Raw genomic sequence first — 22,419 nt, 5'->3', positions numbered from 1 at the left:
GCAGGTGGCTTCACCTGCTTTTCAATTGTTTTTTACTTGTTTTTAGCCTTTTTATCTTTCACCAAGCGGCTGATGTACTTTTCTAAAACCTCACGTTTATAGGTTTCCAACAGTCTTGATTGCAGATTTAGCTTCTCTAAACTCCACACCATAACCTTATTTATTTAATTTCTGTCCTAATTTTAAAACGAAATACCCCTATAAAGGGTTTTAACGACTTAAAACCATTTGGCATCCCCATTTTTGTTATTGGCCTATTTTGACTAAATTGAAAACAAACCACTGACTCATGGAAAACAGAAACTTATCAAAGTTGCAAGAAGAGATAAACGAAACTTTTGAATTACATAAGCAGCATGCCCTCAAGCTCAGGCTGAGCACCAAAGAGGAGCGTGCTCGCAAACTTTCCAAACTGCGGGAGTGGATCAAAAAGAACAAGGCGGAGATCCGAAAAGCTCTTTATGCAGATTTTAAAAAGCCGGCCACCGAGGTGGATTTGACGGAGACTTACCTGGTATTGTCAGAAATCAACCTGGCCTTAAAAAACCTCAGCAAATGGATGCAGCCCAAAAAGGTCAAAAACCCGATCACCCTTACCGGCAGTTCTGCCTATATCCAATATGAGCCAAAAGGCACCTCGCTTATAATTTCCCCTTGGAATTTCCCCTTTCAGCTGGCAGTTACCCCGCTGGTATCGGCCATTGCGGCGGGATGCACCGCTATCATGAAGCCTTCGGAAAGCTCGCCTCACACCAGTGCCTTGCTGAGAAGAATGGTAATGGAAGTTTTTTCCAGAGATGACGTGGCGTTGTTTGAAGGGGAGGTGGAAGTGGCCACCATGCTTTTGGAAAAACCCTTTGACCATATATTTTTCACCGGTAGCCCAAAAGTAGGCCGGATAGTCATGAAAGCTGCAGCTGAAAACCTGAGCTCAGTTACTCTAGAACTGGGAGGAAAGAGTCCGGTAATTATTGATAAAAACGCCAACCTGGAAGATGCCGCCCAAAAGATAGTATGGGCGAAATTCATGAATGCCGGCCAAACTTGCATAGCGCCTGATTATTTGATGGTGCACTCCAGCATCGTGGATCCGTTTTTGGCAGAAGTCAAAAACCAGATCCATAAAATGTATGGTTCAAAGGGCAAGGCTATCGCAAAAAGCAAGGATTACGCACGCATCATCAACGAAAGGCACCACAAGCAACTCTCCAGGTTGCTAAGTGATGCTCGATTAAAAGGGGCTTCCATTTTCTTTGGCGGAGATACCGATGAAGAAGTAAACTACCTGGAACCAACCATCCTCACCCAGGTGACGGAAGCCATGGATATCATGCACGAGGAGATTTTTGGGCCAATTCTCCCAGTAGTGACCTACACCGACATCGAGGATATCGTCCATACCATCAACAGCAAGCCAAAACCACTTGCCCTTTACATTTTCTCCGACGAACAGTTTGTGATCGACTTTGTATTGAGCAACACTTCCTCAGGCGGTGTTTGCATCAACGATTGTATCGTCCACTACATGTCGCCCGATTTGCCTTTTGGCGGGGTGAATGAGAGCGGGATAGGAAAAGCCCATGGCCACTTTGGCTTTAAGGCCTTCAGCAATGAAAAAGCCGTGCTCAAACAGCGCGTTGGGATGACGCCTGCCAAAATGTTCTATCCTCCCTATGGCTTTGCCGAAAAGAGAATTTCCAAACTGTTTCTGAAGATATTTGGCTAAATGAAGAAAGCTTTTTTCGCCCTAGCCGCTCTATTGGTTATGGAAAATGCAAATGCCCAGCAAAGGGCAAGGGATTTCGGTTTTGAATTTGGGGTGATGTCTCCTGGTCCACTCAATGCCATCACGGATGTGGAAGGCGTGAAAGTGGGTCACATCACCCTGGCGGAAGACGATGATATCCGGACAGGCGTCACGGCCATTCTTCCCCACGATGAAAATATCTTCCAAAATAAGATTCCGGCTGCCATATATCTTGGCAACGGCTTCGGAAAATTGGTGGGTTATAGCCAAGTCAAGGAGCTGGGCAACCTGGAAGGCCCCATTATTTTAACCAACACCCTAAGCGTGGCGGCTGGCATTGAAGGTGTGGTTGACTATACTTTTTCCTTTGAGGAAAACAGCAACGTCTATTCCGTGAATGCGGTAGTAGGGGAAACCAATGATGGGTACCTAAATGCCATCAGGAAAAGAGCCGTCAAGCCCAGCCATGTGCTTCAGGCAATCGAGGATGCAAAAGGAGGCGAGGTGGAGGAAGGAAATGTGGGTGCCGGGACTGGCACTGTGGCTTTTGGTTTTAAAGGGGGAATTGGGACAGCTTCACGGAAGCTTCCAGAAAATCTGGGTGGCTATACGGTTGGCGTATTGGTCCAAAGCAATTTTGGTGGGGTCCTTACCGTGGACGGGCTGCCGGTAGGTAAACATCTTGAACAATATTCTTTCAAAAACCAGCTGGAATCTGCCGACGGGTCAATAATGATTGTAATAGCTACCGATGCCCCGGTTGGGGAAAGGAACCTGGAAAGAATTGCCAAGCGCGGGATGATGGGACTGGCCAAAACCGGCGGGATTGCCTCCAACGGTTCGGGAGATTATGTGATTGCCTTTTCCACTGCCAAGGAACTGCGCATTTCTCACAGTGAAAAACCCCTCACCCTATCCCCAACCTCCACTTTACGAAACGACGACATGAGCGCCCTATTCCTGGCTGCTATTGAGGCCACTGAGGAAGCGATCATCAACTCCCTTTTTGCGGCCGAGGATATGAAAGGGCGAGATGGGCATGAAGTGAAGGCTTTGCCAATCAATGAAGCCATCAAGCTGAAAGAAAAGAAGGGAAGGTAGTTTCATTTCGCACCCTTATTGGGATGAGAGACCGAAGCCAGCCTAACTCGGGGCGGGTCTTACTCTTCTTCTATCCATATTCCCAGTAAACATGGTACGGATCAGGTATGGAGTAAGTATGGACAAGCTCTATATTTGGGTTTACCGGTTATGAGCGAAGACCTAACTCACCCCTAACTCAATATCCCTATAAGGTCCCTATATTGTCCCTATAAATTCCCTGTAAGGTCTCTAAAAGGTTTCTCATAACGACCGAAAAGTGAAGCGCAAAGCACCTAGCGCTTAGCTTATTTTTTATCCAAATCCCTTTGTGAAATCTGTGTTTTTTTATGGTCACTCTGAAGCTGTATTCTTTTGCGCCTGACTGCTTTTCAAATTCCTAAATCAACATTTCCTCCTGTAAGGATAACCCCAACATTTTTCCCTGCAAAAGTCTCCTTTTCCTTTAAAATGGCAGCCAGAGGCACTGCACTGGAAGGCTCAATCACTATTTTCATCCTTTCCAAAATCAGCTTCATGGCAGCCTTGATTTCTTCATCCGAAACGGTAATTATCTCCTTAATTCTACCTTGGATAATCGCAAAATTTATCTCTCCCAATGAGGTAAGCAATCCATCAGCAATGGTATTGGGTTTCAAACTGGGTTGTCGCTCCCCGGTTTGAAGGGAACGAAAAGCATCATCGGCACCTTGGGGTTCGCCGGCATATACTTCAAGGCTGGGGTTCATATATCCGGCCGTAAGAAGGGTCCCCGCCAAAAGGCCTCCACCACCTACAGGCGTAATGATCACATCCAGCCCCTCCACATCTTCGATCAATTCCAAGGCAGCAGTGGCTTGCCCCTCGATGACGTCCATAAAGTCATAAGGATGGATAAAGGTCGCTCCGGTTTTTTCCACCACCTTTCCCAACATTTCTTCCCTGGCCTGCTGGGTAGGCTCACATTCAATAATTTCACCCCCATAAGAAGCAACGGCCGCCTTTTTGATCTCGGGGGCAGTTTTGGGCATCACGATGTAGGCGGGTATCCCCGCCACCTGCGCCGCCCTGGCCAATGCGGCAGCATGGTTGCCGCTACTGTGGGTGGCCACTCCCTTCAATTTTTGTGAATCCGAAAGTTTTCGCACGGCATTTGCAGCGCCTCTTGCTTTGAAGGCCCCTACCTTTTGGAGGTTCTCACATTTGAAGAAAATACTGCAACCCGCCATTATATTAATCGCAGAAGAAGACATCACCGGTGTGCGGTGGATGAATGGCTGGATGGCAGTGTGTGCTTCACGGATATTTTCTAAACTTGGCAGTGAGAAGGTCGGCATGGTTCGGCTTACTTATTTGCGGCAAATTAACATTTTCGAACCACATTGCTTATATTGAAAGGGTAAAATGACTATTTCTATGGATTACAAAGAGTTTTTTAAGCGCCAGCAAGCCCACCCTTTGATGGGGGAGGCCCTGAACAAAGACAACACGGAACTACTGGACCTCACGGCCAATAACAAAGGCTTGGAAGGGGTCAACCTACAGGACACAAGTGATTTTGATAAGTTTATAAAAAGACAGCTCAACGGCAAAAAGTACGGCTTAGGGGGCTATATGGAGAAGCGGGACATTTACCGGCGTTCCGATGTTTTTGCCCAGAATGATGCTTTCCGCAACATTCATTTGGGAGTAGATATATGGGCAGAGGCCTGCACCCCGGTGTATGCGCCCTTTGATGGCGTGGTGCACAGCTTCCGCGACAACGCCGGCTATGGCAACTACGGCCCCACCATCATCCTTCAGCACGAATTGGAGGGCCAAACCTTCTTCACCCTATATGGACACCTCAAATTAAGAGACCTTAACCCACTTCACAGGGGGTTGAAAATCAAAAAAGGCCAACTTCTCTGCCACCTAGGCATTCAGGAGGAAAACGGCAATTGGCCGCCCCACCTTCATTTCCAGATCATGACCGACATGCTGGACTTTGATGGGGACTTCCCGGGGGTAAGTGCAGAAGTGGACACCGAGCACTACCGCACCATCTGCCTTGATCCTGACATGATTCTCTGCTTTGAGGTGCAGCAGGAAGCTGGCAAACAGAAACCGACCCAGGGTGTTGTAATTTAAAAAACCACATCTCGCATGACCCAAAAAGAACTTGAAAGCCTGACCGATTTTAGACAAAAACTTCACCAGCACCCCGAACTTTCCAATGAGGAAAAAGAGACTGCTATAATGGTGAAGGATTTTTTTGAACCGCTCAAACCCGACAAAGTCTACGACAAATTAGGCGGGCACGGGGTAGCTTTTAAGTTTGAGGGGCAAGAAGACGGCCCTACCACCATGATCCGATGTGAGCTTGACGGTCTTCCTATTGCTGACCTAAGTGAGGCCAAGCATGCCTCCACAAACCAGGGTATTTCCCATTCTTGCGGCCACGATGGCCATATGGCTATCGTGGCCGGAATGGGTAAGCATCTTTCGGCAAACCGTCCGTTGAAGGGCAATGTCGTTTTGTTATTTCAGCCGGCTGAGGAGACGGGTGAAGGAGCAGAGCGTGTGATTAAGGATAAGAAGTATAAGGAAATCCAGCCCGATTATGCCTTTGCCCTCCATAACCTGCCAGGCTATCCCGAAAAGCAGGTAGTCATCAAAAAAGGCCCGTTTGCCGCAGCGTCAACGGGCATGATCATCCAACTTACAGGCAAAACCTCTCATGCAGGACACCCAGAAGACGGCCTCAGCCCTGCGGTGGCCATGAGCACCTTGATGGTCGGCTTGCCCTTGCTACCCGAGAGCATGAAAGACTTTGCCCTCATCACGGTAGTGCATGCCCAACTGGGCAAAAGGGCTTTTGGCACGTCCCCTGGAAAGGCAACCGTCATGGCCACGCTGCGGAGCTTCGACAATGACACCCTGGCAGCATTGACCGGGTACGCCGAAGCATTGGCCAAAAAAGTCGCCGAGGAAAACAAGTTGCAAATAGAGATCAGCTATACCGAATCTTTTGCCGCGACCGAAAACAGCCCCGAGGCGCACAAGCTGGTTAAGGACGCAGCCAAACGGCTCGGTTTAAAGACCAAAAACATCCGGATCCCCTTCCGCTGGTCGGAAGATTTCGGCCATTTTTCCCAAGCCACCCAAACAGCCCTTTTTGGATTGGGGGCAGGAAAAAAACAGCCCCAACTCCACGAGCCCACCTATGATTTTCCGGATGAAATCATCGGTACAGGGGTGGATATTTTTGTCGAAACCCTAAAAGAACTTCATTATTGATACTATGCAGGGAACCAGCTATATCCAAATCAGCAAATCAGCCTATAAACGCAACCTCAGCTACATCAGGCAGGAAATCGGGGAGCACCCCATCATCTCGGCAGTGGTAAAAGGCAATGCTTATGGACACGGGATAGAAAACATGGTCAAAATAGCTGAAAGTGCCGGCGTAAGACATTTTAGCACCTTCAGTGTGGACGAGGCCTACAGGGTATTTCACGCCAGTAAGCATCGCAGCCATATCATGATCATGGGCATGGCCACCGAAGCACAGCTGGATTGGGTGGTGGAAAACGGGCTGAGCATTTTTGTATTTGGTATGGATAGGATGGAAAAAATCCTGTCTATCGCCAAGCAAAAGGGGAAAAAAGCCAAAATCCACATAGAAGTAGAAACGGGTTTTCACCGTACGGGATTTGAGTGGTCGGAAAGGGAAAAGCTCAGCAAATTATTGATTGAAAACCTGGATCATTTGGTGCTCTGCGGACTTTGTACCCACTATGCTGGTGCGGAAAGTATCAGCAATTATGTGCGAGTTAAGGAGCAGATAGAAACCTTCCACAAGTTCAAAGAATACTTCAAGAGCAAAGGGCTTGCGTTTTCCCTATATCATACGGCCTGCTCAGCGGCAGCGCTGACCTACCCGGAAACGGTGATGGATATGGTGAGGATTGGCATACTACTGTACGGATTTTGGCCGAGCCAGGAGACTTATATGGCCAAATACAAACACCTGCTTACCCAAACGACCAAGAATCCGCTTAAAAGACTGCTAAGTTGGAAAAGTGAGATTATGAGTCTCAAGGAAGTGAAAATGGGGGATTTTATAGGATATGGCACCAGCTACATGGCCCCGCGAAATATGCGGATTGCCTTGGTGCCGGTAGGCTATGCCCATGGCTTTAGCCGGACTTTAAGCAATCTGGGCAAGGTGCTTATCCATGGCAAAATGGTCTCGGTAGTTGGCACGGTAACCATGAATAGCATTGCGGTGGACATCACCGAACTTAGAAATGTGAAAGCCGGGGAAGAAGTGATAATTATTGGCAAGCAAAAGTCGCAGGAGCTCACGGTGGCCTCCTTTGGGGAGACATCCCAGCAAGTCAACTACGAGCTGCTTACTAGGCTGCCCCAAGATATTAAGCGGACCATTACCACTTAGTCCAACAACGCCTCAATATCCTCTTTGCTGAGGCTCTTCATAAAGCTTTCTTCCGTACTGATAAGTTCTCCAGCCAAAGCCATCTTTTTCTCCTGCAAAGCCATGATTTTCTCCTCTACCGTATTTCTGGTGATAAATTTATAGATCATGACCTTGTTCTGCTGACCTATCCTGTGCGCACGGTCAATAGCTTGTGCCTCTACGGCAGGATTCCACCAAGGATCAAGTAAAAACACATATTCAGCTTTGGTCAAGTTGAGTCCCACACCACCGGCTTTCAGGGAAATCAGGAAGATCTTAACCTCATCGTTTTCCTGAAACTCCTTCACTTGGGCCTGACGGTCCTTGGTAGTACCATCCAGATAAGCATATCGGATATTTTCAGCATCCAGGAATTCCTTAACTATTGCCAAGTGCCTCACAAACTGGCTAAACACCAAAACCTTGTGCCCTTCACTCGCAGTGGAATGAAGCATGTGCGTCACATCCTCCAACTTGCCTGAACCGCCTCCGTATGACTTGTCGGTCATTTTGGGGTGGTTGGCTATTTGTCTGAGCTGGGTAAGGCCTCTAAGCAGGGTAAATTGCTTCCTGGCCATCCCTGGCATGCTTAATTCATTGACAATTTGCTCCCTATAGTAGCTCTTCACCTCTTCGTAAGCCTTCTCCTGCTCGCTGGTCATGGAGGAATATTTCACATTGATCAGCTTCTCTGGAAGATCGGTGGCCACTTGGGTTTTGAGTCGGCGCAGGATGAAAGGCTTGATGGTGGCATGCAGCTTTTGGGCCTTGTCCATGTCGTTCTTTTTTTCGATAGGCAATAGAAATTGCTTCTTAAAAAGACTCTGGTTGCCCAATAAACCTGGGTTGATGAAATTCATCTGAGACCACAGGTCCATGGTGCCATTCTCCACAGGCGTACCCGTGAGGATGAGTTTATTCTTGCAGTGAAAATTATTGACAGCCTTCGAGATATTGCTTCCCGGGTTCTTGATTGCCTGGGATTCATCCAAAATCACATAGTTGAAGTAAAACTGTTTCAACACGTCAATATCCAGCCTGGTGATGCCGTAGGAAGTCAACACCAGGTCATATTTGTGAAATTGGGAAGTGTCCTTGACCCGGAATGAACCGGTATAGGTCAATATTTTGAGTTTTGGCGTAAATTTCCTTGCCTCCAGTTCCCAGTTGTAAATCAGGGAAGTCGGCATTACCAGCAGTGAAGTGCTATCTGGGTTCAGCTCTTTTTCATGGGCAAGCATCGCAAGGGTTTGGACCGTTTTACCAAGACCCATATCATCGGCAAGGCAACCGCCAAAGCTATAATCATTCAGGAATCTTAGCCAATTGTAGCCCGCCTTTTGGTAAGGCCTCAATTCTCCCTGGAAGCCAGCGGGAAGCTCATAATCCTCAATGTTGGAGAAGTCTTTCAGCTTTTCCAGTTTGCGGCTCAGGGTTAGGTTGATCAGCTGGCCTTTTTCAAGCTCCTGTGCAAGGGCTATATGGTGCTTTTTAAGTTTGAGATGCTGGTGGGTGGCATCATTATCTTCTAGGAAGGAGAAAATCTCCGAATAGTTAACAAACCAGCTGTCAGGAATAACGGCGATTTCTCCGTTTGGCAATTCAAATTCACTTTTGCCCTGTGTAAGCATTTTCCTAATCTTGTGGAAAGGAATTTCAAATTCACCAAACTTGATGATAGCATTGACATCAAACCAATCAATATTTTCTTTGATCTCAACTGAAATGCTGGCTTGTCCAATAAAATACTTCTTTCCTTCCAGATTATTGTTTTGAAGGATTTTCACACCCATTGACTCCAGCTGCTCGCGATTATGATTGATCCAATCGAAGGCTTTTGATTTCTCAAGAGAAAATCGAGAGGATTTTACCGGCAAACCCATCTCCTTAAGGTAGTCGCCGTAGCTTTTCTCTTTTTCAAGGTCTCTCATGACCTTGTAAAAAGTATAGTTATCTCCCTGCTGCTCCAGCTTTACGTCATTTGGACGTTTTTCATCTGAGCGAAAGGAGTAATTTCCATATTGGAATTTCAGGTCAAAAATAATCTTATCCTCCGATTCAGGCTCTCCTGCCACATTATTTCCAAAAAGATCCTGTGAAGATCCATTGCCCGGTAAGTCACTCAGGCTCAAATAAGGCTCAGGCTGCTTTCTTTCCACTTTTATATCAAACCCTTTGGCATACACATCAAATGAGCTAACCAATTGAGTGACAAATTTCTCGTAATACGACTGTTCTACTTTTTTGGGAATGACAATGAATTTTTTGTTGAGGAAAGGATTCAGCTTTTTCCCATCCACATTTTTCTCAAAGCTGTAAAGTTTTTGATCCACGACCAGCCAAGCCGGCTCTTTACAAATCAAATAACCGTTTTTATACTGCCACTCGAGCTTTTCTCCATCGTATTTGATGGTTGGGAAATAATGGGTGTTTTCCTCATTTCTTCTAAAATGAAATAGCACTGAGGCCTTATTGGGCATCACCTGGATCTCTTTCCATATGGGATTGCCGTCATTTCCCATTTCAAAAAGCCGTTTTCCCTGAAGCTTTTCCAGAACCTGCGCCCGCAAACTTTCCAGTTTCAATTCTATCTGATCCTGAATCGTCTTGTTACCTGTTTTCTCATCGTAAATCTTACGGATAAAATCCTTCGGTTTGAGGTTTTTGGTGTTGAATTTCTTGGAAATGGCGTCGGTCTGCATGTTGTCCATAAGCTTGATAAGCTCATAGTCCGTATCATCCAGCCCTGAGGCAAAGTCCTTGGCGTTTTTGAAAGAAATGTTTTGATTGGCATACGAAAGCCTCCCCTTCTCATCCAGCTGCACCACAAAAGATTCAAAAAGAATCCCGAAGTATTCGTGGATAAATAGGGCGTAAACAATCTCAAAGGGCTTCTCCGAAGAAACTTTCATAATCAACCAAGTTACAAGCAACGAAGGAAAATGGGCGGCGATGGCACAAAATCCATAATACAATAGCTCGCAAAATAACGAAAATTTAGGAAAAATGCCCCATAAATTAGCCGAAATATGGCTGCTTACAGTTGCTCAACTGTTTTGACCTTTGAAGCAATTTTGGCAGGTCGATAGGAGGCCATCAGGGTAATGGCGATCACGCTGATACAGGTATACAGGAAATCCGTCCACACCATTTTGACCGGATAATTGTCGATGATGGAGCTGGCCACTCCCAAACTCACCAGTCCAAAGGTGTCCTGAAGCCACACGATCAAAAACCCCAGCACAAGCCCAATGATTGCTCCAGAGAAGGCGATGATTGCCCCCTGTTTTAGATAAATGGCCTGAATGAGGCTGTCTTTGGCCCCCAAAGCTTTCAGTACGGCAATATCTTTCTTTTTCTCAATGGCCAACATGCTGAGTGAAAAAAAGATGTTGAACGAAGCCACAGCAAGAATAAAGGTCAAGGTCAGGTAAACGAACAGTTTTTCTATTTTGATGGCTCTTAAAAGGGAAGCATGCTGCTCATCCGTGTCTCTAACCAAAAAATCAGTGCCTAGATGTTCTCTCAGGTTTCTTTTCACTTGGGAAATCCTGTAGCCCTCCAGCACTTTGATCTCCAGAGCGGTTCGCCTATTGCCATATTCAAGCAATTCCTCCACAAAGGAGATGGGCGCGATGATGTACTCATCGTCAAACTGCTTTTCAATGCTGAAATATCCAATTGGCCGGATGATCTCCCGGTTGTACATCTGCCGTGGATCAATGGAACCTGACCGGCTGGCTTTGGGATAATACACGGTCAAAAACTCCAGGTCATTGTTGATGTCCACACGTAAGGAGCTGGCCACTCCCATACCCAAGATAGCCTCCGGCTGCTTTTCTGTGCCCAGTGAAATTTGGCCTCGGAAATAGCCTTGCTCAAATCTGCCCTGATCGAGAAAATTATCCGATACACCTTTCAGTTTTGCTACCTTCTGCACGCCTTTGTAGCCAAAAAGTGCATTGTCTTCGATCACCTCGGTCACCACTTCCACTCCTTCTACCGTCTGTATTTCATTCAGCCAATCCTGCTCCACCCGGAAGGATTTCCCAACCGCTGCTTCCACCTTTAGTTCTGCATCAAAAGAAGCATACAGCCCCCGGATGAGATCTTCAAGGCCATTAAACACCGAAAGCACTATGACTAGCGCCATAGTGCCTACCGCTACCCCAATCATGGAGATCCGGGAAAGAATGGTGATGAAATTACGCTTCTTTTTGCTTCTGAAATATCGGGAAGCTATGAAAAAGGATAGGTTCAAGATCGGTATTGGAGTTAATTATTTGTCATCCTCTTCATCTTCTTCCTCACCGGCTTCAGGAATATCCAAATCGGAAATCACCTTGTCCATGTGCTGGGCATAAGCGGCGGAATCATCCGGGAAGAAAATAAGCTCAGGAATCACCCTGACGCTTTTGCCGATTCGTCGGCCTAGATGTTTACGGATTTCTTTTTTGCTGTCGTCAATTTTTTCAAAGGTCTCCTTGTTGTTGGCCAGCAAAAAGCTGAGGTAAATTTTGGCCACACCCAGATCAGGGCTCATCAGCACGCGCGTCACGGTCACCATGGCACTTCCCACCAAATGTCGCCCCTCACGCTGGAATATTTCCCCAACCTCTTTCTGGATCAACTTTGAATATTTTTGCTGTCTTTTGCTTTCCATAATTGATAATTATCGTTACAAATGTAGTGAATTAAATGCGTAAGGTTTAATTTCGTGTTTGCTGATTGCTAAACATTCAACCCCAATCGCCCTTGTTAAGTTTTTTTAAAGTAAATGACCCGTTTCGGATTGCCGGCATCTTGGTAATCCTGCTTATCCTGCGGGTACCCTATCTGTTGATGGATATCCCATTGCTCACACCCGAGCTGATGTGGATGCTGACAGGGGAAAGGATGTCACAGGGCTATCACATGTATTTGGACATCATTGATGATAACGGCCCATTTTCGGCTGGGGTTTACTGGCTCATTGATCTGGCCTTTGGAAGATCGCTTTTGGCCTACCATATCATAGCCGGTCTGATCATTATTTTCCAGATCGTCTACATCAACCATCTCTTTATCAGGTATAGGGCATTTTCCGACACCACCTACCTCCCCGCTTTGGTGATGGGGGTGCTATTTCACCTTTCCTTTGATTTTCTTACCCTCTCACCAGCTCTGCTTGGGACAATGTTTCTGGTTTTGGCACTGGGAAAGGTTTTCAGCCTGACCCTGCTCAGTGAAGACAGTACCGAATCGGTGCTGATGGTGGGCGTATTTGGTGGGATTGCGGCTTGCTTCCATTTCCCCTTGGTATTCTTCCTGCCCTTTTTGATCGTGGCAGGAATTGCCGTTTCGGGCTTTAGCTTCAATCAATTTATATTATCCATGGTTGGCTATTTTCAGCCAATTTTGCTTTGCAGTCTGTATTATTTTTGGCAGAACGGCCTGCCGGAATTCCTCCTGGAGTTTGTGTTTGCCACCAGAATCATCGAGGCCTACATTCACGTCACCTACCTGGATATGTTGATCCTGTTTTTGGTGCCCTTTGGGTTTGCCGCCAGTGGTTTTCTATTCAGTTCCCTAATGCGGAGCCAGACGATCAACCAGCAGAAGCAAAAGCAGCTGATGATGCTCTACATGATGTTTGCGCTGTTGACTTTACTGATTTCCAATAGGAGAACACCTTACCAGATGCTGCCATTATTGCCTGCCATGGCTTATTTTATCAACCAGATTTTCATGAATGTGGAAAGAAGGGTGGTGCTCAAGAGCTTCTTTTATGGTTTTATCGTGGCCGTGCCCCTGGTGGGATATGCCTGGACTTTCCAAAAGATCCAATCGGGAAGGATTACCGCTTACGGGGTGGCTTCTGATTCCAAGTATAACTTTACCCGCGATCGAAGGGTGGTCGTGTTAGGTACCGACATGGGCTTCTACCAACATGCCTATCCCTCCACGCCATTCTTGAATTACAACCTTTCCAAGAGGGTGTTAACCGATTTTGAGGATCTCAACGATATGGCCACTACTTTTAAGTATTTCAACAATGAGAAGCCTGAATTCATCATTGACGAAGAGGGGGTTTTTGAGGAGCTTTTGATCCAGATTCCTGCCTTGAGAGATTTGTACAGAAAGCAAAGGGATGGCGTTTATAAGCTAATTGCCGATAGAAATTAGGATTTCCGGCATAAAAACGTAAATTTACGTTTCAATTAACCTGAAGCGTTATGAATTGGATGAAGACTTTTTCCCTGCTGGTAGTATCTTTTTTAGTATTTGCGTGTAGTGATGACCCTACTCCAGATGTCACAACCTTACATGGGAAATGGGAAATCCGAGAATATCAGTCCGGATGGGATATAGATTGGGTTGAAACCTACCATTTTGAGCCAAACGGTTCATTTCAACATTCCCTAATCGCAAAGGAGCCTGGTAGCGATGTGGAATTAGGCTATACTACTTACCGATACGGGAACTTCCATATTCAAAATCAAGCCCTGCAATTAACGGACTTAGTCCTATTTATTTCCCTAAGTGATATCCAAGAGGGCTGGTATTCTCCGAAAGAAGAATTAGTAAAGACAGATTTTGGTGTTAATACTCAAAGTATAAACTTCACTTTGCAAAATAACAACACCGAACTCGTTTTAGAAGAATGCCCAACTTTTGAATGCGAAGAAATTACATATAAGGTTTTTCTCCGAGTTCAATAATTAGGCATCCTTTTTTAAGAATTGCTCAATTCATTGACAGCAATATAGGCCATCAAGCCAGATCCCACCTCAAGCGCATCTTCGTCGATGTCAAAAGTTGGTGAGTGCACACCTGAAGTGATTCCTTTGGCTTCGTTGCGGATTCCCAACCGGTAAAAACATCCCGGCATTTCTTGGGTATAGTAGGAAAAGTCTTCGGCAGCCATCCAAATGTCCAGCTCCTCCACATTCTCCTCCCCTAGGTATTGCTTGGCAGCCTCTTCGGCGCGTGAGGTCAATTCCGGCTCATTTACCAGAAAGGGATACCCTTTTCTAACCTCAAAATCAACCGAGCCGCCCATTCCCTCGGCAATGCCCTCCGCTATTTTGACCATAGCCTTGTGGGCCTCAGATCTCCATTTTTCATCCAGTGTCCTAAAAGTACCCTCAATCTCCACCTTCTCAGGGATAATGTTGGTGGCGCCATTGGCCTGCACTTTCCCAAAAGAAAGCACAGTTGGGGTCTTGGGACTAGCTTTTCTGCTCACAATCTGCTGTAGAGCTACAATGATATGGCTGGCAATAAGCACCGGGTCCACAAAGTTTTCAGGCATGGCTCCATGTCCGCCTTTTCCTTTGACCGTAAGGTAAAGCTCATCCGTGCTCGCCATATACATTCCTTTGCGGAAACCCACTTTCCCGACATCAATCAAGGGCATCACATGCTGCCCAACAATTCCGCTAGGCTTGGGGTTTTCCAAAACCCCATCTTTGATCATCAAAGAAGCGCCACCGGGAAGCAGTTCCTCTCCAGGTTGGAAAACAAGCTTAATGGTTCCCTCAAACTCATCCCGAAGTTCCTGAAGGATCTTGGCAGCACCCAAAAGTGAAGCGGTGTGCACATCATGGCCACAGGCATGCATCACACCTTGGTTCTGGGATTTATAAGAGACATCGTTTTGCTCTTCTATGGGGAGGGCGTCCATGTCTCCGCGCAGGGCAACCACTTTTTTATCAGGATTTTTCCCTTTGATCAAAGCTACCCAACCGGTATCAGCCTTTTTCTCTATCTCCGTAATGCCATACGAGCGCAATTGTGTTTCCACAAATGCGCTCGTATTGTATTCTTTGAAGGATAATTCAGGGTTGGCGTGTAAATGTCTTCTGTTATCTATCACCTCGCTTTTGTATTTCTGGGCGAGGGTTTTGATTTTATCTTTCAGCATCAAAATCGTCTTCTATATCATTTTCTTCTTCAAACCCATCCCGTTCAAACCTTTCCTGGATGATTCTCGCCGTGGGAAAATCATCCTTCAGTTTATGATAGAGCGATTGGGCCTCAATTCTGTTGATGTACTTCCCAACCTTGACCAAATAGCGGGGCTGCTGATATTGCATATCCGCCTTCACGTCTGGGTGGGCCGTATAAATATCATTTCGGGTTTCAAAGGCTTTCTCCCTATCCACACCGCTATATACCAAAATGGTAAAGCCATTGTAATACTGTTTGTCTTCATTGTCCCGCTTGAAATAGCTGATCGCTTCTTCCAAGTCCTTGTCTACCGGAGCGCCGGAGCCTTTTGACACGGAGGACTCTTTTTCCATCTCATCAGGATCTGGAAGTTCAGGGAAGGTTACGCGAGTTTCCGAAAGGTCTTCTGAATAATCCCTATAGGCATCAGCCGGCCCCCTTTTGATGGCGGCACAGCTGAAAGCAAACATGGAAACCAATATTACAATTAAAGCATTTTTCATATCACAGGATTAGTTCTCGATGATTACGCATCGACCGTTTTGCAGGTCATCTTCCACGCTTTTGAATTTCACGTTCTTTTTCACGCTGCCATTCGGATACTGGACAGAAACCTTGTCGTTTCTTCCATAAGCCTTATCAGATTTCCTTGGTTCTACCACTTGCTGCCTGCTTGATGGGGCGGTAGCAGCCGGTGTACGGTTGCCTGCAATTGAGCTGCCAACTTCTTCTTTGGAAGCCTGAACTTTTGGTTCTGGCGCTCTTTGTGGCTGGGCGGTATTTACCTGATCAGGATTTTGCTTAGGCAGTTCGGCCTTGGAGATAAAGGAAATGATATCTTCATTCAACTTGCCGACAAAACGCTTGAACATTTCAAATGCCTCAAACTTGTAAATAAGCAATGGGTCCTTCTGCTCATACACCGCATTTTGCACGGATTGCTTGAGGTCATCCATATCTCTTAGATGCTCTTTCCAGTTTTGGTCAATGATTGCCAATGTAACATTCTTCTCAATGGCCCTGATCAAATCCCTACCCTCATTTTCAATAGTAGACTCCAAGTTTACCACTACGCCAATCTGCTTGATACCATCAGAGATAGGCACCATAATATCCCGGACTGTTCCGCCCCTTTGCTCATGCACATCCTTGATGATCGGAAGCGCCCTGTTAAGGATTCTCTCGTTTTTGGCTCTATAATTCTGATAAGCTGCTTCAAAAAGCTCCTGAGTCAAGCTATGGGCATCCTTCGATTTAACCTGCTCCTCGGTAAACTTATGGTCAATACCCAAAGAGCTGTATATGTTCATTCTCAGGTTTTCCATATCATCGGAAGCTTTGGCCATATCGATGATATCCGAACATACATCATACATGATGTTGAGAATGTCCAACTCAAGCCTTTCACCCATCAAGGCATTTTTCCTCCGCTTGTAGACTACTTCTCTTTGGGAGTTCATCACATCATCGTATTCAAGCAAACGCTTACGAACACCGAAGTTGTTTTCCTCTACCTTCTTCTGGGCTCTTTCGATGGATTTGGTAATCATGGAGTGCTGGATCACCTCGCCTTCCTCGAGTCCCATTCTATCCATAAGTTTTGCGATTCTTTCGGAACCGAACAACCTCATCAGGTTATCTTCTAGGGAAACAAAGAACTGGGAAGAACCCACGTCACCTTGTCGGCCGGCACGACCTCTAAGCTGTCTATCAACCCTCCTGGATTCGTGTCTTTCCGTACCGATGATGGCCAAACCACCAGCCTGCTTGGATTCCGGGGTCAATTTAATATCGGTACCCCTACCGGCCATGTTGGTGGCGATAGTCACTGTGCCCGGCTTACCGGCTTCGGCTACCACTTCCGCTTCCTTGGCGTGCTGCTTGGCATTCAATACCTGGTGCTTGATTTTGCGCAAGGTCAACATACGGCTGAGAACTTCCGAAATCTCCACTGATGTGGTCCCCACAAGTACCGGCCTTCCAGCGGTGGTCAATTCGTTGATTTCGTCCACTACGGCATTGAATTTCTCCCTTACGGTCTTATAAACTTTATCCTGCCTGTCATCCCTTGAAATAGGACGGTTGGTGGGGATTACGACTACATCCAATTTATAGATTTCCCAAAATTCACCCGCTTCCGTTTCGGCTGTACCGGTCATACCGGAAAGCTTGTGGTACATTCTGAAATAATTCTGAAGGGTTACCGTGGCATAAGTTTGCGTGGCATCTTCTACCTTCACATTCTCCTTGGCTTCAATCGCCTGGTGAAGACCGTCAGAATAACGCCTTCCTTCCATCACACGACCGGTTTGCTCATCGACAATCTTCACCTTGCCGTCCACCAGGATATACTCGGTATCTTTTTCAAACATACAGTAAGCTTTCAACAGCTGGTTTACTGTATGGATACGCTGGGCTTTTACGCCGTAATCCTTGATGATTTCTTCCTTGCGAATAAGCTTTTCCTTCTCATCAATCTCCTCATTTTTCTCCATTTCGGCAATTTCCATCCCAATATCAGGAAGAATGAAGAAATCCACCGTTTCGTTTTTCTTGGTCAACACCTCGATACCGTTGTCGGTAAGGTCTACAGTGTTGGACTTCTCGTCAATGGTAAACAAAAGAGGTTCATCCGCCTCTGGCATCATCCTTTTGTTATCCTGGAGATAATAGTTTTCCGTTTTCTGTAGAACCACTCGGATACCAGGCTCAGAAAGATACTTGATCAAAGGTTTGTATTTAGGCATCCCACGGAAGGCTCTAAACAAGGATAAACCACCTTCTTTTTGGTTTCCTTCTTTGATCAGGCGTTTGGCTTCTGTAAGATAGCCCTGCACCAGTTTTCGCTGCTCTTCCACAAGAGTGGATACTCTTGGCTTGAGCTCATAAAATTCATGCTCATCCCCTCTTGGCACTGGGCCGGAGATGATCAAAGGTGTTCTTGCATCATCAATCAATACAGAATCGACCTCATCAATCATGGCAAAATGGTGCTTGCCCTGAACCAGGTCATTGGAATCCCTGGCCATGTTGTCCCTGAGGTAATCAAAGCCGAATTCGTTGTTGGTTCCGTATACGATGTCAGCGTTGTATGCTTTTCTTCTTCCTGCGGAATTAGGGGGGTATTTGTCGATACAGTCTACTTTGAGACCGTGGAATTCAAAAAGTGGAGCGTTCCATTCGGAGTCACGTTTGGCAAGGTAGTCGTTGACTGTTACCACGTGTACGCCTCTGCCGGAAAGCGCATTGAGGAAAGAAGGAAGGGTTGAAACCAGGGTTTTACCTTCACCAGTGGCCATCTCGGCGATTTTACCCTTGTGAAGGGTGATACCCCCGATCAGCTGCACATCGTAGTGAAGCATGTCCCAGGTGATTTCGGTCCCGGCAGCCAGCCACTTGTTGTGCCAGATTGCCTTGTCCCCGTCAATTTCCACGTTGGGCTTGTTGGCGGCCATTACCTGATCCTCAGGATTGGCGGTCACTACAAGTTTGCCGTTTTCCTTAAACCTTTTGGCCGTTTCCTTTACCACTGCAAAAGCCCTTGGAAGTATTTTCTCCAAAGATTTTTCCAACTCCTGATCACGGTCTTTTTCGATTTTGTCGATCTCGTTGAAAAGGGCATCTTTTTCATGGACCTTGTCGGCCTCCATCGCGTTGATTTTTTCCTTAATGGATTTGATCTGGTCGTCAAATGAAGCCAAGTCCTTGTTGATGATGCTTTTCAGCTCAATTGTTTGGGCTCTGAGTTCATCATCGGTAAGCTGGTGAAGCTTGCCAAACTCTTGGTTGATCTGGTCAACGATGGGCAAAACCTCCTTTATATCCCTATCTGACTTGGTCCCGAAAACCTTTGCCAGTCCTTTCGCTATAATATCTAACATATATTTTGATCAAATTAAAATGGCTTTAAAATTACTTTCTTTTTGGCAGAATAGTAAATTATTGTCCTCTTTTGATGGTTTTATCTTGTATTCTTAATCGATTGCAATGCTTCCTTGGAATACCTGGCGGGCAGGACCGGATAGCACCACCTCTGTAAAGCGGTCCTCATCCTCCTTCTTAAATTTAACTTCCAAGGCACCCCCTAAAGTTTTGATCCGGATGTGATTTTGTCCAGAAAGGCTGCCATGTACCAAAGCGCAGGCCGTCACACCGGTACCGCAGGAAAGCGTCTCATTTTCCACCCCCCGCTCATAGGTCCTCACGTTAAGATCCTGGTCATCCAGCACTTCCACAAAATTGACATTGGTGCCCCGTGGGGAGTATTTGGAGCTGTACCTGATGTTGGCACCTTCTTCCACCACGGGGTAATGTGCCACGTCGGCGACAAACTTCACATGGTGGGGGGAACCGGTATTGAGAAAATATTCCTCGCCGTCCTTGGCGATGCCCGGCACATCGTTCATTTCCAGATGGACGATATCATCTTTGTAGACTGCCTTATGCGGGCCGTCGATGGCCAAGAAATGGGTTTCTTCACTGATTATCCCCAAAAAATGAGAAAAGGCAACCGCGCATCTCGCACCGTTGCCGCACATGCTCTGAGTTCCGTCAGAGTTGAAGTACACCATTTCAAAATCATATTCCGGATGATTTCTGATCAGAATCAGGCCATCTGCCCCTACTCCAAACTTTCGGTCACAGATGCTGTTGATCAAGGGCAAGTTTTGTAGACCGAAGGCATTCTGGCGATCGTCCACCATAACAAAATCATTGCCCGTACCCTGATATTTATAGAACTCCAAATTCATTCAAATCCTTTGATTATTAAGCGAAGAATATATTTTCAAAAACCAAACCAAGTCGGATGAGTTATAAAATACGGCCAAACTTGTCAGAAATTCGGACTTAATGGCCGACCTCTTTTTTGTATTGGGCAATTATGGCTACCTTAGTGTGAGAGCCCCGTTGGTTTTGGATCACAATTTTATGCAATAATATGAACATAAATAAATTATAATATGAGCAATTTTTCGAGAAGGAGTTTTCTTTCCCGCACCACCAAAGCTACCCTGGCCATAGGAATCGGGTCTAGTGCGATGGGATCTGCGCTGATGGCCTGCAGCACCGGCCCGCAAAAGGACACAGTCCTGGACAACCTCCGAACTGGCTTCACCCAAACAGACCTGCCATATGGCTTTGCCGCCCTTGAGCCGCATATCGATGCCAAAACGATGGAAATCCACTATACCAAACATGCCAAAAGCTACGCCGACAACCTGCAGGAAGCCGCCGAAGAGGAGGATGTGGACACCGGCAAACCTTTGGAAGAGGTGATGATGAACATCTCTCGCTACTCTGACAAGATGAGAAACAACGGCGGTGGACATTATAACCATGAGCTCTTTTGGAAAATCATGTCTCCCGACGGAGGTGGGCAACCCCAAGGGGACCTGGCCCAGGCAATCAATGATTCATTTGGTAGCTATGATGAGTTTGTGAGCAAATTCGAGGAAGAAGCCAAGGACAGGTTTGGTTCTGGATGGGCCTGGCTGGTACTGGACAGGGATAAAAACCTCGCTGTAGGCTCCACGCCAAACCAGGATAACCCACTGATGAACGATGTGGATTTCCAGGGCATTCCCCTGATGGGCATTGATGTATGGGAACACGCTTATTACTTGAAGTATCAAAATGAGAGAGGCGAATACATTTCCAACTGGTGGAATGTGGTCGATTGGGCTAAAATCTCCGAAAGATATGAGCGCCTAAAAGGCTAACCCAACTCTAAAATCCAAGCATACTTAGCCTGGGGTTTTGCGTAAAAGCAAATTCCCAGGCTATTTTTTTGTACTTAAACGCTGTACAATTGAGACTTTGAAGCAATCTTTTACCACCATATAAAACACTAATAAATAGATACATAGCAAACACCCAGTTTGACCAACTAAAAATAATTGTACTATAGTGGCATAGCATTTGTAAAAATCGGGGAGATAAACCAACAAATACATTTATGAAAAAATCATTTTTGAACATCGCAAAAGTAATGATGCCATTTGGCCTGGCCTTTGGCATGATTGCCTGTACGACTACCGAGGACGGCACACCTGTGGAATCAGAGAGCCGTGTGGCCCTGAGGGCTACCGCTGACCAGAATGCGGATGGGGAAAACAGCCGTGTGGATGTAGGAGCCATGTCCGTGACAGAGTTTCAGGTGGGTACCCAAGATGTGGAAATGCGCTATGCCGCAAAAAGTGAGATTGGCGCCGGCATCAACTTGGGCAACATCAGCCTGTCCACCAATCTGAATGCTGAACTGGGCACATCCGCTTCCCAGCCAAAGTCTAATCTTTTGATCCAAAACGGCGAACATCAAACAGCCGTGATCGGAGAAGGCCGCACACCCGACGGAACCTACACAGAAATTACCTTTGATCTGTATCAGAACACCAATGTTGAGCAGGACCATTTTGCCTATGGCAAGTCCCTTTACATCATTGGAGAAGTGAACAACACGCCGACCCGAATCTGGTTTGAAACTGAAGAGGAGCTAAGAGCCACCTCCAGAGATACCGGAGGCTATGCCATCGACGGAGATGCCGACTTGTGGTTGTATTTCGATCTGCAGAGCATGTTTAATGGAGTGGATTTCTCCGCTGCCACCGATGCTGATGCTGATGGATTTATTGATATTGGACCGAATGACGTGGACGGGAATGGAGACATTCACGCCGCCATCAGAGCCAACCTAGACTCTTCTGTGGAGTTTGTAAAATAACATTTTTTAATCCTAATCACCCCTAAAGGCCGGCGCAAGTCGGCCTTTTTGTTTTTACAGGCAATAGGATGAAAATTATAAAAAAACCACAGAGCAGTAGAGGCACCAGAGAAGATCTAGAGATTAAGTAGTAAAATTGGATAATTTACGGCTATGGACAAAAAAATAGGCCGGTAAAACCGGCCTATTTTTTATTGAGCGAAAGGCAAGATTTGAACTTACGACCCCAGCCTTGGAAAGGCTGTGCTCTGCCACTGAGCTACTTTCGCATTTGTACGTTAAAAAATATCCCTAAAAATCCCAGATTGCCAAAAAGGCATCAAAAAATCAGTTCTAAAAAATTACAGCTTCCGTATGAAGTTGTATTGAGCGAAAGGCAAGAATTGAACTTACGACCCCAGTCTTGGAAAGACTGTGCTCTGCCACTGAGCTACTTTCGCTTTTGTACACTAAAAACTCATTCAAAAAAGTTTCCCT

General features: G+C 46.2%; 17 protein-coding genes and 2 tRNA genes. 9 read left to right on the top strand and 10 right to left on the bottom strand.

The genetic code is table 11. From position 1 onward, the window contains the following. Positions 1-289 precede the first annotated feature (289 nt). Together KI659_RS06080 and KI659_RS06075 are read left to right on the top strand one after the other, a co-directional pair. Entirely contained in the window at positions 290-1,726 is a 1,437-nt protein-coding gene (locus KI659_RS06080) for an aldehyde dehydrogenase family protein (protein WP_213944467.1), read from the top strand. Beyond that, positions 1,727-2,848, top strand: a complete 1,122-nt coding sequence (locus tag KI659_RS06075; protein WP_213944466.1) for a DmpA family aminopeptidase — start codon at positions 1,727-1,729, stop codon at positions 2,846-2,848. A 371-nt stretch (positions 2,849-3,219) separates the two neighbouring features. Here the strand turns inward: KI659_RS06075 and KI659_RS06070 are convergent, their stop codons facing one another. After that, on the bottom strand, positions 3,220-4,164 hold the full coding sequence (locus tag KI659_RS06070; RefSeq protein WP_213944465.1) for a pyridoxal-phosphate dependent enzyme: 945 nt from the start codon (positions 4,162-4,164) through the stop codon (positions 3,220-3,222). 79 nt (positions 4,165-4,243) lie between these two features. Here KI659_RS06070 and KI659_RS06065 point away from each other — a divergent pair, with 79 nt between their 5' ends. From KI659_RS06065 to alr, 3 genes are read left to right on the top strand one after another with little or no spacing between them, the layout of a single operon-like run. Further along, on the top strand, positions 4,244-4,957 hold the full coding sequence (locus KI659_RS06065; RefSeq protein ID WP_213944464.1) for a peptidoglycan DD-metalloendopeptidase family protein: 714 nt from the start codon (positions 4,244-4,246) through the stop codon (positions 4,955-4,957). 15 nt (positions 4,958-4,972) lie between these two features. Further along, on the top strand, positions 4,973-6,106 hold the full coding sequence (locus KI659_RS06060; RefSeq protein WP_213944463.1) for an amidohydrolase: 1,134 nt from the start codon (positions 4,973-4,975) through the stop codon (positions 6,104-6,106). 4 nt (positions 6,107-6,110) lie between these two features. After that, complete coding sequence (gene alr / locus KI659_RS06055; RefSeq protein WP_213944462.1) at positions 6,111-7,268, top strand: alanine racemase; 1,158 nt, start codon at positions 6,111-6,113, stop codon at positions 7,266-7,268. Here alr and KI659_RS06050 read toward each other — a convergent pair. The 3 genes from KI659_RS06050 to rbfA form a co-directional block, all read right to left on the bottom strand. After that, positions 7,265-10,201: a DEAD/DEAH box helicase gene (locus KI659_RS06050; RefSeq protein WP_213944461.1), complete on the bottom strand. Its 2,937-nt coding sequence runs from the start codon at positions 10,199-10,201 to the stop codon at positions 7,265-7,267. The two genes, alr and KI659_RS06050, sit on opposite strands and share 4 nt — an antisense overlap. Positions 10,202-10,326: 125 nt before the next feature. Further along, positions 10,327-11,550 carry an FtsX-like permease family protein gene (locus tag KI659_RS06045; protein ID WP_213944460.1) on the bottom strand — a complete coding sequence of 408 codons (1,224 nt, stop codon included), beginning with the start codon at positions 11,548-11,550 and terminating at the stop codon, positions 10,327-10,329. An 18-nt stretch (positions 11,551-11,568) separates the two neighbouring features. Further along, complete coding sequence (gene rbfA / locus KI659_RS06040; RefSeq protein ID WP_213944459.1) at positions 11,569-11,952, bottom strand: 30S ribosome-binding factor RbfA; 384 nt, start codon at positions 11,950-11,952, stop codon at positions 11,569-11,571. A 92-nt stretch (positions 11,953-12,044) separates the two neighbouring features. Here rbfA and KI659_RS06035 point away from each other — a divergent pair, with 92 nt between their 5' ends. Both KI659_RS06035 and KI659_RS06030 read left to right on the top strand, forming a co-directional pair. After that, a complete protein-coding gene (locus KI659_RS06035) occupies positions 12,045-13,454 on the top strand; it encodes a hypothetical protein (protein ID WP_213944458.1) in 1,410 nt (469 codons plus the stop codon). A gap of 50 nt (positions 13,455-13,504) precedes the next feature. Further along, complete coding sequence (locus tag KI659_RS06030) at positions 13,505-13,990, top strand: hypothetical protein (RefSeq protein ID WP_213944457.1); 486 nt, start codon at positions 13,505-13,507, stop codon at positions 13,988-13,990. Positions 13,991-14,004: 14 nt separating this feature from the next. On the opposite strand, the gene KI659_RS06025 is transcribed toward KI659_RS06030, so the two are convergent. From KI659_RS06025 to dapF, 4 genes are all read right to left on the bottom strand, one after another. After that, positions 14,005-15,195, bottom strand: coding sequence for a M20 metallopeptidase family protein (locus KI659_RS06025; protein WP_213944456.1), 1,191 nt, complete (start codon positions 15,193-15,195; stop codon positions 14,005-14,007). Next, the gene (locus KI659_RS06020) at positions 15,182-15,724 is read right to left on the bottom strand and encodes a hypothetical protein (protein WP_213944455.1); all 543 of its coding nucleotides are present in this window, start codon (positions 15,722-15,724) and stop codon (positions 15,182-15,184) included. Before KI659_RS06020 ends, KI659_RS06025 begins: the two co-directional genes overlap by 14 nt. 9 nt (positions 15,725-15,733) lie before the next feature. Further along, positions 15,734-19,102 carry a preprotein translocase subunit SecA gene (secA, locus tag KI659_RS06015; RefSeq protein WP_213944454.1) on the bottom strand — a complete coding sequence of 1,123 codons (3,369 nt, stop codon included), beginning with the start codon at positions 19,100-19,102 and terminating at the stop codon, positions 15,734-15,736. 93 nt (positions 19,103-19,195) lie between these two features. Beyond that, entirely contained in the window at positions 19,196-19,972 is a 777-nt protein-coding gene (gene dapF / locus KI659_RS06010) for a diaminopimelate epimerase (RefSeq protein ID WP_213944453.1), read from the bottom strand. Between the two features lie 210 nt (positions 19,973-20,182). Between dapF and KI659_RS06005 the strand changes: the two genes are divergently transcribed. Both KI659_RS06005 and KI659_RS06000 read left to right on the top strand, forming a co-directional pair. After that, positions 20,183-20,941: a superoxide dismutase gene (locus KI659_RS06005; RefSeq protein ID WP_246535304.1), complete on the top strand. Its 759-nt coding sequence runs from the start codon at positions 20,183-20,185 to the stop codon at positions 20,939-20,941. A gap of 236 nt (positions 20,942-21,177) precedes the next feature. Further along, positions 21,178-21,942, top strand: coding sequence for a hypothetical protein (locus KI659_RS06000; protein WP_213944452.1), 765 nt, complete (start codon positions 21,178-21,180; stop codon positions 21,940-21,942). Between the two features lie 197 nt (positions 21,943-22,139). Here the strand turns inward: KI659_RS06000 and KI659_RS05995 are convergent. Next, a tRNA-Gly gene (locus tag KI659_RS05995) sits at positions 22,140-22,211 on the bottom strand. A 99-nt stretch (positions 22,212-22,310) separates the two neighbouring features. Then, positions 22,311-22,382: transfer RNA gene (locus tag KI659_RS05990), tRNA-Gly, on the bottom strand. Positions 22,383-22,419 lie beyond the last annotated feature (37 nt).

It is taken from the genome of Litoribacter ruber (assembly GCF_018449405.1).
Classification (GTDB): Bacteria; Bacteroidota; Bacteroidia; order Cytophagales; family Cyclobacteriaceae; genus Litoribacter; species Litoribacter ruber.
This window is presented reverse-complemented; position numbering and strand designations above follow the sequence as displayed.

Excerpts from the sequence above, each read along its gene's own strand:
- KI659_RS06050 (WP_213944461.1), bottom strand. The coding sequence starts at position 10,201 with ATGAAAGTTTCTTCGGAGAAGCCCTTTGAGATTGTTTACGCCCTATTT.
- KI659_RS06060 (WP_213944463.1), top strand. The coding sequence starts at position 4,973 with ATGACCCAAAAAGAACTTGAAAGCCTGACCGATTTTAGACAAAAACTT.
- alr (WP_213944462.1), top strand. The coding sequence starts at position 6,111 with ATGCAGGGAACCAGCTATATCCAAATCAGCAAATCAGCCTATAAACGC.
- KI659_RS06000 (WP_213944452.1), top strand. The coding sequence starts at position 21,178 with ATGAAAAAATCATTTTTGAACATCGCAAAAGTAATGATGCCATTTGGC.
- KI659_RS06030 (WP_213944457.1), top strand. The coding sequence starts at position 13,505 with ATGAATTGGATGAAGACTTTTTCCCTGCTGGTAGTATCTTTTTTAGTA.
- KI659_RS06080 (WP_213944467.1), top strand. The coding sequence starts at position 290 with ATGGAAAACAGAAACTTATCAAAGTTGCAAGAAGAGATAAACGAAACT.
- dapF (WP_213944453.1), bottom strand. The coding sequence starts at position 19,972 with ATGAATTTGGAGTTCTATAAATATCAGGGTACGGGCAATGATTTTGTT.
- KI659_RS06075 (WP_213944466.1), top strand. The coding sequence starts at position 1,727 with ATGAAGAAAGCTTTTTTCGCCCTAGCCGCTCTATTGGTTATGGAAAAT.
- KI659_RS06070 (WP_213944465.1), bottom strand. The coding sequence starts at position 4,164 with ATGCCGACCTTCTCACTGCCAAGTTTAGAAAATATCCGTGAAGCACAC.
- KI659_RS06025 (WP_213944456.1), bottom strand. The coding sequence starts at position 15,195 with ATGCTGAAAGATAAAATCAAAACCCTCGCCCAGAAATACAAAAGCGAG.
- KI659_RS06005 (WP_246535304.1), top strand. The coding sequence starts at position 20,183 with ATGAGCAATTTTTCGAGAAGGAGTTTTCTTTCCCGCACCACCAAAGCT.
- KI659_RS06065 (WP_213944464.1), top strand. The coding sequence starts at position 4,244 with ATGGATTACAAAGAGTTTTTTAAGCGCCAGCAAGCCCACCCTTTGATG.
- rbfA (WP_213944459.1), bottom strand. The coding sequence starts at position 11,952 with ATGGAAAGCAAAAGACAGCAAAAATATTCAAAGTTGATCCAGAAAGAG.
- KI659_RS06020 (WP_213944455.1), bottom strand. The coding sequence starts at position 15,724 with ATGAAAAATGCTTTAATTGTAATATTGGTTTCCATGTTTGCTTTCAGC.
- secA (WP_213944454.1), bottom strand. The coding sequence starts at position 19,102 with ATGTTAGATATTATAGCGAAAGGACTGGCAAAGGTTTTCGGGACCAAG.